The 14,883-nt window shown below is 47.3% G+C and carries 15 protein-coding genes; 7 read left to right on the plus strand and 8 right to left on the minus strand.

The features are described 5' to 3' along the window. Positions 1-31 precede the first annotated feature (31 nt). Positions 32-1,603, plus strand: a complete 1,572-nt coding sequence (gene dacB / locus FD971_RS08525; protein ID WP_215333892.1) for a D-alanyl-D-alanine carboxypeptidase/D-alanyl-D-alanine-endopeptidase — start codon at positions 32-34, stop codon at positions 1,601-1,603. On the opposite strand, the gene FD971_RS08530 is transcribed toward dacB, so the two are convergent. From FD971_RS08530 to FD971_RS08560, 7 genes are all read right to left on the minus strand, one after another. Then, the gene (locus FD971_RS08530; protein ID WP_215333893.1) at positions 1,549-2,643 is read right to left on the minus strand and encodes an L-threonylcarbamoyladenylate synthase; all 1,095 of its coding nucleotides are present in this window, start codon (positions 2,641-2,643) and stop codon (positions 1,549-1,551) included. The genes dacB and FD971_RS08530 overlap by 55 nt on opposite strands. A 1-nt stretch (position 2,644) precedes the next feature. After that, positions 2,645-3,829, minus strand: coding sequence for a 5-(carboxyamino)imidazole ribonucleotide synthase (locus tag FD971_RS08535; RefSeq protein ID WP_215333894.1), 1,185 nt, complete (start codon positions 3,827-3,829; stop codon positions 2,645-2,647). Between the two features lie 4 nt (positions 3,830-3,833). Then, the gene (gene purE, locus FD971_RS08540; protein WP_215333895.1) at positions 3,834-4,328 is read right to left on the minus strand and encodes a 5-(carboxyamino)imidazole ribonucleotide mutase; all 495 of its coding nucleotides are present in this window, start codon (positions 4,326-4,328) and stop codon (positions 3,834-3,836) included. A gap of 81 nt (positions 4,329-4,409) precedes the next feature. Then, positions 4,410-5,306 (minus strand): phosphoribosylaminoimidazolesuccinocarboxamide synthase, encoded by an 897-nt coding sequence (locus FD971_RS08545; protein ID WP_215333896.1) that lies wholly within the window; start codon positions 5,304-5,306, stop codon positions 4,410-4,412. A gap of 7 nt (positions 5,307-5,313) precedes the next feature. Then, positions 5,314-6,378, minus strand: a complete 1,065-nt coding sequence (gene fba, locus FD971_RS08550; RefSeq protein ID WP_215301995.1) for a class II fructose-bisphosphate aldolase — start codon at positions 6,376-6,378, stop codon at positions 5,314-5,316. Between the two features lie 62 nt (positions 6,379-6,440). Continuing rightward, positions 6,441-7,877, minus strand: coding sequence for a pyruvate kinase (gene pyk / locus FD971_RS08555; protein ID WP_215333897.1), 1,437 nt, complete (start codon positions 7,875-7,877; stop codon positions 6,441-6,443). Positions 7,878-7,879: 2 nt separating this feature from the next. Further along, positions 7,880-9,091 carry a phosphoglycerate kinase gene (locus FD971_RS08560; RefSeq protein WP_215333898.1) on the minus strand — a complete coding sequence of 404 codons (1,212 nt, stop codon included), beginning with the start codon at positions 9,089-9,091 and terminating at the stop codon, positions 7,880-7,882. Between the two features lie 211 nt (positions 9,092-9,302). Here FD971_RS08560 and FD971_RS08565 point away from each other — a divergent pair, with 211 nt between their 5' ends. From FD971_RS08565 to FD971_RS08585, 5 genes are read left to right on the plus strand one after another with little or no spacing between them, the layout of a single operon-like run. Then, entirely contained in the window at positions 9,303-10,226 is a 924-nt protein-coding gene (locus FD971_RS08565) for a branched-chain amino acid transaminase (RefSeq protein ID WP_215333899.1), read from the plus strand. A gap of 14 nt (positions 10,227-10,240) precedes the next feature. Then, the gene (locus tag FD971_RS08570; protein ID WP_215333900.1) at positions 10,241-10,432 is read left to right on the plus strand and encodes a zinc-finger domain-containing protein; all 192 of its coding nucleotides are present in this window, start codon (positions 10,241-10,243) and stop codon (positions 10,430-10,432) included. A gap of 45 nt (positions 10,433-10,477) precedes the next feature. Further along, positions 10,478-11,515, plus strand: a complete 1,038-nt coding sequence (gene waaF / locus FD971_RS08575) for a lipopolysaccharide heptosyltransferase II (protein WP_215333901.1) — start codon at positions 10,478-10,480, stop codon at positions 11,513-11,515. Between the two features lie 34 nt (positions 11,516-11,549). After that, the gene (locus tag FD971_RS08580; RefSeq protein WP_215333902.1) at positions 11,550-11,984 is read left to right on the plus strand and encodes a nuclear transport factor 2 family protein; all 435 of its coding nucleotides are present in this window, start codon (positions 11,550-11,552) and stop codon (positions 11,982-11,984) included. Positions 11,985-12,012: 28 nt separating this feature from the next. Next, positions 12,013-12,627: a DUF2946 family protein gene (locus FD971_RS08585; RefSeq protein WP_215333903.1), complete on the plus strand. Its 615-nt coding sequence runs from the start codon at positions 12,013-12,015 to the stop codon at positions 12,625-12,627. Here the strand turns inward: FD971_RS08585 and FD971_RS08590 are convergent. Continuing rightward, positions 12,624-14,342, minus strand: a complete 1,719-nt coding sequence (locus tag FD971_RS08590) for a M48 family metalloprotease (RefSeq protein ID WP_215333904.1) — start codon at positions 14,340-14,342, stop codon at positions 12,624-12,626. The two genes, FD971_RS08585 and FD971_RS08590, sit on opposite strands and share 4 nt — an antisense overlap. A 23-nt stretch (positions 14,343-14,365) precedes the next feature. Between FD971_RS08590 and moaC the strand changes: the two genes are divergently transcribed. Continuing rightward, positions 14,366-14,842 (plus strand): cyclic pyranopterin monophosphate synthase MoaC, encoded by a 477-nt coding sequence (moaC, locus tag FD971_RS08595; RefSeq protein WP_215333905.1) that lies wholly within the window; start codon positions 14,366-14,368, stop codon positions 14,840-14,842. Positions 14,843-14,883: the final 41 nt, after the last annotated feature.

Here is a 14,883-nt window from a genome sequence, read left to right on the forward strand (position 1 = left end):
ATTTTGAGCAGCAAGGTTTATTCTATGGGGAATGCGCACCCAAAATGCTTCGCCCTCTAATAAGACTCTAGTCAATAGTCTATTGGCCTGCGTCTTCGCCTGCTTATTATTCAGCCCGCAGGCATATTCTGCTGATGCAGCCCCCCAATCGGGAACTCTGAAGTACATTCCCAAAGCTGTAGCCGCCAGCCTTGAAAAAAATCAGATTCCCAAAGAGGCAATCAGCATTTCAGTAGTTGAAATTAAGCCGGGACAAGGGGGTAAGGTCACGGCAAAAACAGAAGTCGATTGGCGCTCTCAACAGGCAATGAATCCCGCATCAACCATGAAGCTAGTGACTACACTCACAAGCTTAGATATTTTGGGGCCTCAGTATCGCTGGCGTACCAATATTTATACCGATGGACTGATTCGTCAAGGGACCCTCAAAGGCAATCTCTATTTGCAAGGCGGCGGTGATCCCAAGCTGATTCCTGAAGAATTTTCTAAAATGATGAAGGCGTTACAAAATCTGGGCATTCAAAAAATTGATGGCAATCTATTCTTTGATAGAGGTGCCTATGCTCCCAGCGTCATGGAGCACAACACCATTGATGGAGAATCGCTACGCGCCTATAACGTGCCGCCCGATCCCCTGCTCTACGCTTTTAGAACCCTTTCGTTTCAGCTAGGAAAATCGCGCACTGCGGACTTTATCGATATCAGCTACACACCACCACTATCCCAGCTTAAAGTGATTAACCAAATGCAGTTAGTTAATCAGTCTTGCGATAACTGGAAAAGCAATCTTCGATTTAACCTAGATCCTGAGGGCGACGGAGCCCCTACCAACCAACTTCTGACTGCGCAGTTCTCTGGCAGCTTTCCTAGTGCTTGCAGGGGGGTGAACTATAACGTCGTTGCTTTGGATGCCAATACCTTTCTTACTCAAGGTTTTGCTGCTGCCTGGGAGCTCGCTGGCGGCACTTGGGCTCAAGCACCTACCGGAAAGTCCGGCACAGTTCCATTGGCATCACGACTACTACTACAGTTTGAAGGCATTCCACTGGTAGACGATGTACAAGATATTAATAAGTACTCCAATAATGTGATGGCTAGGCAATTGATGTTGACCTTAGCATTAGAGAAGATGGGTAAACCAGCAACTACCGAAAATGGTGAGCTTGTGATTCAGAGTTGGTTAAAAGGCTTAGGCCTTCAGTTTCCAGAGCTCGTCATTGAGAATGGCTCCGGACTATCCCGCAATGAAGCAATCTCTGCTGAACATTTGACACAACTATTAGTTGTCGCTCGCAATCTATCTGCAGCGGATACTTTTTACAACAGCCTACCAATTGCAGGCACTGATGGCACGATGAAAAACCGCCTTATGGCACATTTGCGAAAATTTTTGCATTTAAAGAAAAGACCTGAGGCGCGAATCAAAACAGGAGCACTTGTCGACGTCAGGGCAATATCAGGTTACGTAATGAGTAAGTCTGGAAGGATGTACGCAGTAAGCTCATTCATAAACCATCCCAATGCCTTAAAGGGCTTAGATGCACATGATCAACTATTAGCGTGGCTACTAGATGATGGGCCTGAGCCAAAACAGGCACGCTGAAGTCTATCCCGCACCCCATCCCACTCCTCGCCTGCAGGCGGCTCCGGAAACAGAATCAGATCCCAAGCCTGCTGATCTAAATCTCGCAAAGAGCGATACAAGCGACTCGCAAATGTAGCGCTATCACTAGGCACGATGACTTCCTCAAAATGTACTGATGGATGACCATCCTCGCTTAATGAGGAATCTGAATCCCATACCGCAACCGCTACCCGCGATTTGATATCCGGAAACTCACTGAGTGCATCCAAGACTCTGCCTGGCGCATACATTCTGAGTGGAGTTGTCGGGGCGTAATGGGCGCGCAGACTGCCAGAGACCCTAGGAATGTCCTTACCCTGCTTTATTGAGTCACTTTCACCAGGTAAATAGACTTTGATACCCGTCTTAGAAAGAATTTCTCCAGGAGTAATCAGCCCTGGGCGCAATAACACTGGATGATCACCAGAAGATAAATCAATGATGGTTGATTCAATGCCAACTTCGCAATCACCACCATCCAAAATCATGAGGCCCAACATACCTTCAAACTCGTTACGAACATCAGCAGCGCTTGTGGGGGAGACTTTACCGAAACGATTTGCGGATGGAGCAACAACTCCTCCTTTAAATTTACGGAGTAACTCTTGTGCAATAGGATGTGCGGGTGCACGAATCGCAACTGTATCCTGACCACCGGTAAGTTCATTTAAAACACTTTTATCTTTTTTAAAGACCAATGTCAGTGGGCCAGGCCAAAATGCATTAATGAGCTTTAATGCATCTTCTGACAAATCTCTTACCCATGGTGCTATTACCGGCATCCAGTCAACTTGCTCTTGATCAAACTTATCAGGAGCTGCCAAGTGAACGATTAACGGGTGATTGGATGGTCTGCCCTTAGCAGTAAAAATTTGCTTGATTGCATCGGGGTTTTTTGCATCCGCCCCTAAGCCGTATACCGTCTCAGTCGGAAAGGCAACGAGACCACCATCTCTCAAAGTTTGTACTGCTTCGTTAATTACTGCAGATGATTGCAGGGCACTACTATCGCTGGACATTCTAGGGCTCGATCCCTAATTCAAGGGCAACAGCCATGCAATTTTGGCGTGCTTGATTAAGCGACTCACCCAAACAATTAATATGGCCCATCTTGCGACCCATACGTGGATCAGATTTACCGTAGAGATGTAACTTAGCATCTGGATGGGAGAGCACCTTGTCCCAAGCTGGCTCTCTTGCCTTATCTTCACTACCCTCGTACCAAAGATCTCCTAAGAGATTGAGCATGGAAACGGGTGCTAGCAAGCGTGTGTCACCCAGAGGTAAGCGAGCCATGCTTCGTACCTGCTGTTCAAACTGACTGCTAACACAAGCATCCATGGTGTAGTGGCCTGAGTTGTGTGGACGCGGAGCAATTTCGTTTGCAACAATGTCGCCACTCTTCAGCACGAAGAACTCGACACACAACACACCAACATAATCAATCTTACGAATCAGTGCTTTAGCAGCTTCAATAATTTTCTTTTCTTGCGGTGGCTTGAGTGATGGCGCAGGCACAGTAGAAGTATGCAAAATACCATCGCGATGAATGTTCTGAGAAACGGGATATGCCACTACCGCATCATCGTATCCACGCACTACTAAAGCAGATACCTCAAAATCTAAATCCATGCGCTTTTCAAGAACACAAGGCACTTTACTTAATTCAGCCCAAGCAGCGACAAGATTGGCAGAGTCATAAACAGTAATTTGGCCTTTACCGTCGTAACCCATACGAGCAGTTTTCAAAATACCAGGAAAGAGATCTGCAGGAACGTGTGCAATATCTGCATCACGCTCAACTACACAGTAGGGAGCAGGACCAATATTGGTTTCCGCTTTCCAAGTCGCTAAGAACTTTTTCTCAGCAACACGGTTTTGAGCCAGAGATACGCAACTGCTGCGAGGCGCCACAAAGACACCCAAAGACTCTAGCTCATCTAAAGCTTGTGCAGGAACATTCTCAAATTCCGTACTAACGGATTTGCATAATGACGCCATCTCTTTTAGTGCAGCAGAGTCGGTGTAATCAGCTTGAATGAATTTTTCTGCGATGGAGCCAGCAGGACTATCTGATCCAGGATCAAGAACACAGACCTTGTACCCCATAGCTTGAGCGGCCTGCGTAAACATCCGCCCCAATTGACCACCACCTAAAATTCCTAGATACGAGCCCGGCAAAATGGGCTCTAAACGATCTGCCATCTTCTTAATATCCTGGCAAATTCATGGAGCGAGCTGTATCAGATTGCTTTGCACGAAACTCCTCTAGTCGCTTTGCTAACTCAGGATCATTAACAGCCAAATTAGCAATCACATGTAAAGCTGCATTTGCAGCACCCGCTTCACCAATAGCAAATGTCGCTACTGGAATGCCCTTAGGCATTTGCACAATGGAGTAAAGAGAGTCTTCACCACGTAAATACTTGCTGGCAACTGGAACGCCATAGATTGGCACAATGGTTTTCGATGCCAACATCCCCGGTAAATGCGCAGCACCACCAGCGCCAGCAATAATGGCTTTGAGTCCATTTTTAGATGCATTTTCTGCATAGGCAAACATATCGTCAGGCATGCGATGAGCAGAAACTACTTTAGCCTCGTGAGCAATACCGAATTGCTCGAGCATTTGAGCAGCGTGTTGCATAGTGTCCCAATCAGAATTGGATCCCATCACTAGTCCGACTACTGGCTTTTTGCTCATTTACCTCTCCAAATGCCCTGATTTACATCGTTAATCTATCTAAGACCTTATTATCCCAGCCTTTTCAGGGCTCCCAGGAATTTAGGCCTTAGTTAAACGAGCAAGGGCTTCACGGTACTTTTCCGCTGTTTTATCAATTACATCCGCTGGCAAAGCAGGTGCTGGGGCTGTTTTAGGCCAAAGCTTGCCATCGACCACGGCTGTTTCAAGCCAGTCCCGCACAAATTGCTTGTCATAAGAAGGAGGATTGGCACCCACATAGTAGGTTTCAGCAGGCCAAAAGCGCGATGAGTCGGCAGTGAGGATCTCATCCATTAAGACCAACTGACCCTCATCATCCAAACCAAACTCAAACTTAGTATCAGCAATGATGATTCCGCAAGTCGCAGCATACTCAGAAGCTTCTTTGTACAAACGAATACTGACTTCACGAATCTGATTAGCGAGTTTCTCGCCAATCATCTCGATTACTTTATCAAAAGAGATGTTTTCATCATGCTCGCCAACTTCTGCCTTAGCAGCGGGGGTAAAAATAGGCTCAGGCAACTTCTGCGCATTTTCGAGGCCTGCTGGTAATGCAATACCGCAAACCTTGCCCGTTTCCTTATAGTCTTTCCAACCACTACCAGCCAGGTAACCACGCACTACCGCTTCGACCAAAATTGGCTTGAGGCGTTTAGCCACTACAGCACGACCCTTAACTTGATCCACTTCTTCAGCAGGAACAACACTTTCAGGATCAATACCTGTCAAGTGATTCGGAATCACATTAGCCAACTTATCAAACCAAAAGTTGGCCATTTGGTTGAGCACAATACCCTTCTCAGGGATAGGCTGGCCCATGACAACGTCAAAGGCAGATAAGCGATCAGTAGTGATCATGAGTAGCTTGTCATCGCCTAGTGCGTATACATCGCGCACCTTACCCTTGGAGAGTAAAGGTAATGACTTAATAGAAGTCGCGTACAAAGCTGGCATTTTTATCTCACTTAACGATCTGGGCTAATTTGCCACTCTTGTACAGCTCAGCCATTTTTTCCAAAGGAATTGGTTTGATTTTCGACGCTTGGCCAGAACTACCAAAAGCATTAAAGCGAGCGATGCACACTTTTTTAGCTGCTTCACGTGCAGGCTTCAGATAATCACGTGGATCAAACTTGCTTGGGTTCTCAAACATATAACGGCGGATCGCACCAGTCATAGCCAAACGAATATCAGTATCAATATTGATCTTACGAACGCCGTTCTTGATGCCCTCTTGAATTTCTTCAACAGGCACGCCATAAGTTTCTTTCATATCACCACCGAATTCACGAATCTCAGCAAGCAATTCTTGTGGAACACTAGATGAACCATGCATTACTAAGTGGGTATTCGGAATACGTGTGTGAATTTCTTTAATGCGCTCGATAGCCAAGATATCGCCTGTAGGCTTTTTAGTAAATTTATAAGCGCCGTGACTAGTACCAATCGCAATCGCCAAGGCATCACACTGGGTAGCTTTGACAAAGTCAGCTGCTTGCTCAACATCGGTCAACAACTGCTCGCGCGTCATCTTGCCGTCGGCACCATGACCATCCTCTTTATCGCCCTGCATAGTCTCCAAAGAACCAAGCACGCCTAGCTCAGCCTCAACTGTAACCCCAATAGAGTGGGAGAACTTCACCACCTCTCTAGAGACATCCACGTTGTATTCATAACTAGCAACAGTTTTGCCGTCAGCTTCCAAAGAGCCGTCCATCATCACACTAGTAAAGCCGCTCTTAATCGCAGCCATGCACACTGCTGGACTTTGGCCATGGTCTTGATGCATCACGACTGGAATATGTGGATAAGCTTCAACTGCAGCAGAAATTAAATGACGTAAAAAAGATTCGCCAGCATATTTACGAGCCCCAGCAGAGGCTTGCATGATGACTGGGGAATCAGCTTCATTAGCCGCCTCCATAATTGCCGTAACTTGCTCTAAATTATTCACATTGAAAGCTGGCAGGCCATAGCCATTTTCAGCGGCGTGATCCAAGAGTTGTCGTAAAGATACTAAAGCCATGATGGTCTCTTAATTAAAAATGTTAGTAATAAATAGTGTGAATCAATAATATAAAAAGTGAATTACTTCACCTGAATAATCTTGAGTGAATTTGTTCCACCCGGTTCACCCATGGGCTCACCCGAAGTTAAAACCACTACATCACCCTTCTTTACCGCTCCCAACTTCTTCAGACAGTCCTCTACCTCTTGCAAGGCAGTATCTCGCTGCTTGGTGTAATCCAAGCCGATGGGGAAGACGTTGCGATAAGTACTCAAAGCACGCTGAGTTGAAATCTTTGAAGTTAAGGCAAAAATAGGTAAATGAATATTGTGACGACTCATCCAAACCGCAGTAGATCCTGAATCTGTCAAAGCGGCAATCGCGTTCGCGTTGAGGTGGTGTGCAGTAAATAGCGCGCCCAAGGCGATTGTCTGATCAATTCGTGAAAAGGTTTGATCTAAGAAATCAGTATCTAACTTCACACGGTCCGACTTTTCCGCTTCAACACAAATCTCAGCCATCGCCTTGATAGTTTGCACGGGATACATACCAGCAGCAGACTCCGCAGATAGCATGACCGCATCTGTACCGTCCAGGACTGCATTGGCCACATCGCTCACTTCAGCCCGTGTAGGCACTGGGGCATTAATCATGGACTCCATCATTTGCGTTGCAGTGATCGTAAATTTATCAGCTTCGAGTGCCAGTTTGATCATGCGCTTTTGCAAGGCCGGGACGGCTGCATTGCCAACTTCAATCGCCAAGTCACCGCGAGCGACCATAATGCCGTCGCTCTCTGCGATGATGCTATTCAATGCAGCTGGCTCAATCGCTTCAGCACGCTCTACTTTTGCAATCGTGCGAACTTTTCCAACGCCATGCTTTGCGCTAGCGGCATCTGCCAGCTTGCGAGCATAAGCCATGTCTGCGCCATCCTTTGGAAAACTAATCGCCAAAAAATCCACGCCCATTGCAATCGCAGCGTCCAAATCCGCGATATCTTTTTCTGTCAATGCTGGCGCAGTCAAGCCGCCACCCGCACGATTAATACCTTTGTTATTGGAGAGTGGTCCGCCTTGCTCAACGAGGGTGAAAATTTCCCCACCCTTCACACTCTCAACACGAAGTACAACTAAGCCATCATTTAATAAGAGGCGATCGCCAGGCTTGACATCTTGTGGCAGCTCTTTGTAATCCAGACCTACGCGCCCTTGATTGCCAAGATCACAAGCAACATCCAAAATAAATTGAGCGCCTTCTTTTAAAAGAATTTTGCTGTCGACAAATTTACCCACGCGAATTTTTGGACCTTGAAGATCAGCCATGATGCCAACCTCCTTACCAACTTCGGCAGAAATACTGCGCACCAAATCGTGACGCGCTTTGTGGTCAGCAACAGTGCCGTGAGAAAAGTTCATTCTCACAACATCCACACCTGCACGAATCATCTCGCGCAAAACTTCAGGCTTTTCAGATGCAGGCCCCAAGGTGGCAATGATCTTTGTTGCTCTCAACATATTTAGTCTTTCGCTCTTTCAGCCAATACCGCAAAGGCTGGCAAGGTTTTACCTTCCAAAAATTCTAGGAACGCGCCGCCGCCAGTAGAGATGTAATCCACTTGATTTTCAATACCGTACTTCGCAATTGCAGCCAAGGTGTCGCCACCACCTGCAATTGAGAAAGCTGGTGAATGGGCAATTGCTGCTGCCAGCATCTTGGTGCCACCACCAAACTGGTCAATCTCAAATACGCCTAATGGTCCATTCCATACAATCGTGCCAGCATGCGCCAACATAATAGATAAGCGCGCGGCTGTTTTAGGGCCAATATCTAAAATCATGTCATCTTCTGCAACTTGATCCGCAGGCACACGATTTGCACGCGCCAATGGAGAGAGTTCATTCGCAACCACGACGTCCTCAGGAATGGGAACATGCGCACCACGTTTTTCCATAATCTCCATGATTTCTCGCGCTTCATCAACCAAGTCTGGCTCTGCTAAGGACTTACCAATAGGCAAACCTTTGGCCAACATAAAGGTGTTTGCAATCCCGCCACCAACAATTAGCTCATCCACCTTGTCAGCCAAGGCCTTGAGGATAGTAAGCTTAGAGGAAACCTTAGAACCCGCCACAATCGCGACCAATGGACGCTTTGGGCTGGCTAGAGCGCGACTCAAGGCATCCAACTCTGCAGCCATCAAGGGTCCGGCACAAGCAATCGGCGCAAACTTGGCTACACCATTCGTTGTTGCCTCAGCACGATGGGCGGTACCAAAAGCATCGTTTACATAAACATCGCAAAGAGCCGCAATCTTTTTAGCCAGCTCATCGTTATTCTTTTTCTCACCTACGTTGAGGCGGCAGTTTTCCAGCAACACCAACTCGCCTGGATTGACTTCAAAATTTCCGCCTACCCATTCACTGATTAAGGGCACCTTGCGATTGAGGAGCGTGGCAATTCGATCAGCCACCGGCGCCAAACTGTCTTCGGGCTTAAATTCACCTTCAGTTGGACGGCCCAAGTGGGAGGTCACCATGACGGCCGCACCAGCATCCAAACACATTTGCACTGCCGGCATGGAGGCTCTAATTCGGGTATCTTCCGTAATATTGCCAGCCTCATCCTGGGGAACGTTGAGGTCGGCCCGGATGAGAACCCGTTTCCCCTTAAGAAGACCCGCTGCAGCGAGTTCACTAAGACGTTTTACTTTAAAGAGTGTTTCCGGCATGAGAATAGACAAATTTAGTGGTTTAAAGGGAATGCTCCATTCTAAATCGTCTGGGCTTTCCACCCCAAAGGATTTGGGCTGCCTCGCCACGCTCCCTGCTCTACAATAAAGGCTGAGAGGTATTCTAGGCCTTGGGGCTCCCAGGTGGCTTGGGACCCTGTTTTACCGGATTGAATCACCCAATTTATTACATATTTAAAAGGTAGAGAAAATGTCGATGTCCGACCGCGATGGCTTTATTTGGTCCGATGGGAAGCTCGTTCCCTGGCGTGAGGCCAATGTTCATGTCCTAACCCATAGCCTCCACTACGGAATGGGTGTATTTGAAGGCATTCGCGCCTACAAAACTCCCCAAGGCACAGCCATTTTCCGCCTGCAAGAGCACGTAAAGCGCCTATTCAATGGAACCAAGATTTTCCAGATGAATATGCCTTGGACTCCCGACCAGATCACCAGCGGCATTATTGAGGTTGTTAACAGCAACAAGCTTGAGGCTTGCTATATCCGCCCAATCATCTTTATTGGCTCCCAAAAACTTGGCATCTCTCCAAAAGGCAATAGCATCCATACTGCGATCGCTGCATGGGAGTGGGGTGCCTATTTGGGTGAAGATGGCCTTAACAAAGGTATCCGCGTTAAAACCTCTTCATTTACGCGCCACTTTGTGAATTCCTCATTGGTGCGCGCCAAGGCCTCCGGCTACTACATCAACTCTATTTTGGCTAACCAAGAAGTAACAGCTAATGGCTACGATGAAGCCCTCCTACTAGATACAGAAGGCTATGTATCTGAAGGTTCTGGCGAAAATATTTTTATCGTGAATAACGGCATTATTTACACGCCTGATCTAGCCTCTTGTTTAGATGGCATTACTCGCAACTCCATCATGCAAATAGCCAAAGACTTAGGCTATGAGCTGCGTGAAAAGCGCATTACTCGTGATGAAGTGTATTCCGCTGATGAGGCTTTCTTCACCGGTACCGCTGCTGAAGTAACGCCGATTCGTGAGTTAGACGATCGCACCATTGGTGATGGTAAGCGCGGTCCGATTACCGAGAAAATTCAGAAGACTTACTTTGATGCGGTCTACGGTAGAAGCGATAAGTACAAGTCTTGGTTAACTTACGTTAAGTAATAGGAATTCAGAGAATGAGTGAAGCCCAAATTGTGATGGTGAATGGCAATACTGATTTGCCTCTACATTGCCCAACCAATAAAACCCCTAGCTGGAATTCACATCCACGTGTATTTCTAGATGTTGCAAAAACGGGTGAAGCAAAGTGTCCTTACTGCGGCGCTGAGTACAAACTCATTCCTGGCACCGAACCCCACGGGCACTAAACCTCTCAGCACCCCAGCAAGGGGTGCTGTGTCGGGATACCTCATATGAATCGTATTCTGATCATTGCCCCCAACTGGATTGGGGATGCCGTAATGTCCCAGCCGCTGCTGGCCAGTCTCAAAGCGATTTACCCACATTCTCAGATTGATGTTTTAGCGAGCACTTGGGTTGCACCCATTTACCGTGCTTGCACTGAGGTTCATCAAGTTATTGAGGCGCGGCTAGAGCACAAGCAATTGCAATGGAGCACACGCAAGCAACTTGCTAAGCAATTGGAATTGAATCTCTACAACGCTTGCTTTGTACTTCCCAATAGCCTGAAGTCTGCACTGATTCCTTGGCTTGCCAACATTCCGCTACGTATTGGCTATCGCGGAGAGATGCGTTTTGGACTTATTAATTTCGCTTTAGATAATCCGAGTAAAACCAATCGCCCGCCGATGGTCAATCATTACCTTGCGTTATCCAATGCAATGGACTATTCGCAAGATATGGATACCAATCAGTCTGCGAGTCCCCAGCTCAACATCTCACCAAAAGCTAAACAGTCTGTCAGCACTAAGTTACAAGCAGCAGGAATTTATACAAAATTAATCTATGTGCTTTGCCCAGGTGCTGAGTACGGAGTAAGCAAACGCTGGCCCACCGAACACTTCACCACCCTTGCTCAGCAGTTAATTCTGAACCAGCCAGAAGCTCATGTCATTCTTTTAGGCAGCAAGGGGGATCAGGTATTGGGCGAGGACATTCAAACCAAAGCTGGTCATGCCCAGCAAATACATAATTGGTGCGGCAATACTTCACTCGATGAGGCAATAGCACTCATCGGCATGAGTACGGCGCTGGTTAGCAATGACTCTGGCTTAATGCATATCGGCGCAGCACTGAAAGTTCCGCAAGTAGCGATCTTTGGCTCAAGCGATCCGCAGCACACGCCACCGCTATCCGATAAGGCTCAGGTCATTTGGCTTAACTTGCCATGTAGTCCTTGCCATAAAAGAGAGTGCCCACTGGGGCATCTCAAATGCTTGAAGGATATTTTTCCTGCCACCGTTTTGAGCACGATTCAGAAGCAAACTTAATTTCTCCTCAACATCAGCTATTAGGAAGTAAGCCATGACAAAACTAGCCAGACTTTTTCAAAATGCCGATGAGGTAGTGGATGCATGGCGTGATGCTCTAAAACATCGTGACGTGAAAGGTGCTCTGGCAATCTGGCTAGATGACGACTCCATTACTTGCGTCCTACCTGAAGGCCAGCGCCTAAGTGGTCACGCAGAAATTCGGGAGGGCTTAGAGCGTCTACTGGCTAAACAGGCTTTATTTCTTGAGCCGATTGCCTGTATCGGCCACTCTGTCTTAGGCGCAGCTGTATATGACACCACTGAAGCAGTCCATCTGCGCGCCGATCAAATTGAGGCGGAGTTCTTTCTCAACATTACCCTGGTGCTACTGCAAGATAGCCAGGGCTGGCGGATTGCGCACCTGCATGCAAGTCACTCGACTGAAGAAACCTTTGATACACCCTCCACCCCACATGGACTCCATTAATTAGTCATGGCACAAAGATGGCCGTCTCATGGATGAGCAGGTTCTTCGGTCTCTGATCAAGTGGCCTAATGTTCCACACTGCTTTGGCTGGCTAGCACTAGATCGTCGAGGTCAATGGCGCATGCGTGATGAATTCGCTCAAGCCAATCAATTAGCTGGAAGTGTTATTCAGCACGTAGCTCTCAATGAATTTATCTCCAGAAATTACGCCTGTGACTCTTTGGGGAGGTATTTTTTCCAGAACGGACCCCAAAGGGTTTTTATCACACTAGATGCGACCCCATTCATTGCCAGAATCATTCCTAGTCAAAGTGGTCCTCAACTATTAACCCAAGGCGGCACAGAGATAAAACCGCATGGCGCCCTGAGTGATGAAAAAGGTAATATCTATATCACTGGATTGGTTACGCAATCACTCTCGGATCAAATCGATAGCGCTGCATTTACCAAGACAGAATCCCCGTCAGTCGCTCTTTTACACGACCATGACTTAGATCTCTTCTCAGAACAATCCAAAGTTCAGGAAGATGCTTGCAGTTTTAGGGGCTCTTGGCTGTGGGATGGCAAAGAGCTACCAATTGAGCCCATTCACTCAATTGAACTAAGCAAACGCTTTCACTTCATAAAGTCGCCAAGTCATTAACTCGGCATATTTTTACCCTGCTCTTTCAACTCTTCTTGATATTGCTTTTGCATTTCACGCAGGCGAGCATCAATACTAGAGGCCTGATAAAAGTCTGCGCCACCAGAGGATCTCGCAATCTTAAGTTGCTCAATGGCGGATGGCCAAGCACCCTCAAGCGCATACTTTTCTCCAAGGGCGTAATGGCGCATCGGCACGTTCTTTGCCTGGTCATAGGCATTCGATAGCATGGTCCACCACACCACCTCATTGGGCTGTAATCTCGTGCGTGCCTTTAACCAGCTAATTGCGTCGTTAGTTCGACCTAGTTTCAAATAGGCATTCATCATCGCTGCACCAGCTGCATAGGACTGCGGATAAGCTTTTAAGGTTGTTTGGGCTATTTGTAGAGCCTCCTCAGCCTTTCCTTTTGCTAAGGCCAACTCTGAGGATGTAATGTCTAAAGAGAGACTTTGCCGCACGATGGGGGAACCTGGCGCACTAGCGCTGTTGGCTAGATTACGTGCTTGCTGTAGGTAAGTCGAAGCCTGATCAAACTTTCCTTGTTTTTGAGCTACAAGCGCAAGCCCATAAAAACCTTCCATTTGTTTACCGGGGGCTGACTGTTTACTCAAACCCACAAAGGTATTTTTTAAGTCGTACATCTGACTGGAACTTCCAGATTGCTCCATGCGAGCACGTGCCTTAATGAAATAAAACTCCACTGCCGTTGGTACATTTCTATTGGCGATATTACGAGCACGATCTTGCATATCTGCAATACGGTCAGTGGTTAAAGGGTGGGTACGTACATAGGAAGGAACACCGCTATCCATAATGCCGGTTGCCTTTTGTAAGCGCTGAAAAAAGCCCGGGGCGCCATTAACGTCATAACCACTCGCCGCTAGAATCTGAAATCCAATACGATCTGCCTCGCGCTCAGCATCTCTTGAGTAAGAGAGCTGGTTATTTACCGCTACTGCCTGGCCGCCTTGCATCAAACCAGAAGCAGCGCCTGGATTGCGTGAAGCGGCTAAGGCGCCCAGCAATATACCAGCTAAAGCAATCATCGTATTGGTAGTTTGCTTATCCATTTGACGCGCTAAGTGGCGTTGCAACACATGACCGGTCTCATGCCCCATGACCGAGGCTACCTCTGAATCTGTTTCAGCACTAACCAATAACCCCGTATGAAATCCAATAAACCCACCTGGTAATGCAAACGCATTAATACTGCTGTCTCTAACAGCAAATACCTCAAAGTTATAGGCACCACTGCCTTGCTCGTTGGCTCCACCCAATTGCAAACGTTTTGCAGCTTGCAACAGTCGTCGCTCCATTTGATTCAAAAAATCATAAATTGGTAAGTCGTTGGAATAATCCACATCTGGACGAATCTGGCGCATGATCATCTCACCATACTTTTTCTCATCCATGCGGCTCAAACTATCGCCACCAGGGTCGCCCATATCTGGAAGTACAAAGCTTGCTTGTGTTTGGGGTGTATTTCTAGATGGTAGATTCGAAGAGCGGGCATCGGGTGACTGGACTGCTCTACCCAAATTTTGTAAAGCCGCAGATTCACCCTGGACTGATACATCCCCCGTTACGCCTGAAGGAGTAGGTCCAGCAGCATAGACGAAGCCTGCACTTGGCCAAGCCAAGGCCAGAATGAGCTGGCCAGCCAAAATTCGCTTAAATATCGATGATTTTTGTGATGTCTTTATGACTTGCATCCCTATATGGTAAAACTTATCCCATGAACAAACTAACTCATTTTGATGCCAGCGGCCAAGCCCATATGGTCAACGTTGGAGACAAGCCCAATACCCATCGGATTGCCATTGCTACAGGCAGAATCACCATGCTACCCGAGACTTTCAGCATGATTGAGGCAGGCACCCATAAAAAAGGCGATGTTCTGGAAATTGCCCGAATTGCCGGTATTCAAGCATCGAAAAAAACATCAGATTTAATTCCCCTTTGTCACCCATTAGCGCTGACGCACGTCAGCCTCGAATTTTCTCTCAATAAAGATAGCAGCAGCATTTCCTGCCAAGTCAGAGCTGAAACTACCGGCCCCACTGGTGTAGAAATGGAAGCCCTCACCGCAGTTCAGGTTGCCTTACTCACAATCTACGATATGGCGAAAGCGGTTGATAGAGGCATGGTGATGGGCGATGTCCACCTGCTAGAGAAGAGTGGCGGCAAAAGTGGGGAATGGAAGGCGGCCTAGTAGTCACTAACTCACTCCGACAATGACAAACAACTAAATCC

This window comes from Polynucleobacter sp. AP-Ainpum-60-G11 (genome assembly GCF_018688375.1).
GTDB lineage: Bacteria > Pseudomonadota > Gammaproteobacteria > Burkholderiales > Burkholderiaceae > Polynucleobacter.

Bases quoted from the DNA above. Each gene is read 5' to 3' on its own strand.
- purE (WP_215333895.1), bottom strand. From the start codon at position 4,328: ATGAGCAAAAAGCCAGTAGTCGGACTAGTGATGGGATCCAATTCTGAT.
- FD971_RS08530 (WP_215333893.1), bottom strand. From the start codon at position 2,643: ATGTCCAGCGATAGTAGTGCCCTGCAATCATCTGCAGTAATTAACGAA.
- moaC (WP_215333905.1), top strand. From the start codon at position 14,366: ATGAACAAACTAACTCATTTTGATGCCAGCGGCCAAGCCCATATGGTC.
- FD971_RS08565 (WP_215333899.1), top strand. From the start codon at position 9,303: ATGTCGATGTCCGACCGCGATGGCTTTATTTGGTCCGATGGGAAGCTC.
- fba (WP_215301995.1), bottom strand. From the start codon at position 6,378: ATGGCTTTAGTATCTTTACGACAACTCTTGGATCACGCCGCTGAAAAT.
- FD971_RS08560 (WP_215333898.1), bottom strand. From the start codon at position 9,091: ATGCCGGAAACACTCTTTAAAGTAAAACGTCTTAGTGAACTCGCTGCA.
- pyk (WP_215333897.1), bottom strand. From the start codon at position 7,877: ATGTTGAGAGCAACAAAGATCATTGCCACCTTGGGGCCTGCATCTGAA.
- FD971_RS08585 (WP_215333903.1), top strand. From the start codon at position 12,013: ATGGATGAGCAGGTTCTTCGGTCTCTGATCAAGTGGCCTAATGTTCCA.
- FD971_RS08570 (WP_215333900.1), top strand. From the start codon at position 10,241: ATGAGTGAAGCCCAAATTGTGATGGTGAATGGCAATACTGATTTGCCT.
- waaF (WP_215333901.1), top strand. From the start codon at position 10,478: ATGAATCGTATTCTGATCATTGCCCCCAACTGGATTGGGGATGCCGTA.
- FD971_RS08580 (WP_215333902.1), top strand. From the start codon at position 11,550: ATGACAAAACTAGCCAGACTTTTTCAAAATGCCGATGAGGTAGTGGAT.
- FD971_RS08545 (WP_215333896.1), bottom strand. From the start codon at position 5,306: ATGCCAGCTTTGTACGCGACTTCTATTAAGTCATTACCTTTACTCTCC.
- FD971_RS08590 (WP_215333904.1), bottom strand. From the start codon at position 14,342: ATGCAAGTCATAAAGACATCACAAAAATCATCGATATTTAAGCGAATT.
- FD971_RS08535 (WP_215333894.1), bottom strand. From the start codon at position 3,829: ATGGCAGATCGTTTAGAGCCCATTTTGCCGGGCTCGTATCTAGGAATT.
- dacB (WP_215333892.1), top strand. From the start codon at position 32: ATGCGCACCCAAAATGCTTCGCCCTCTAATAAGACTCTAGTCAATAGT.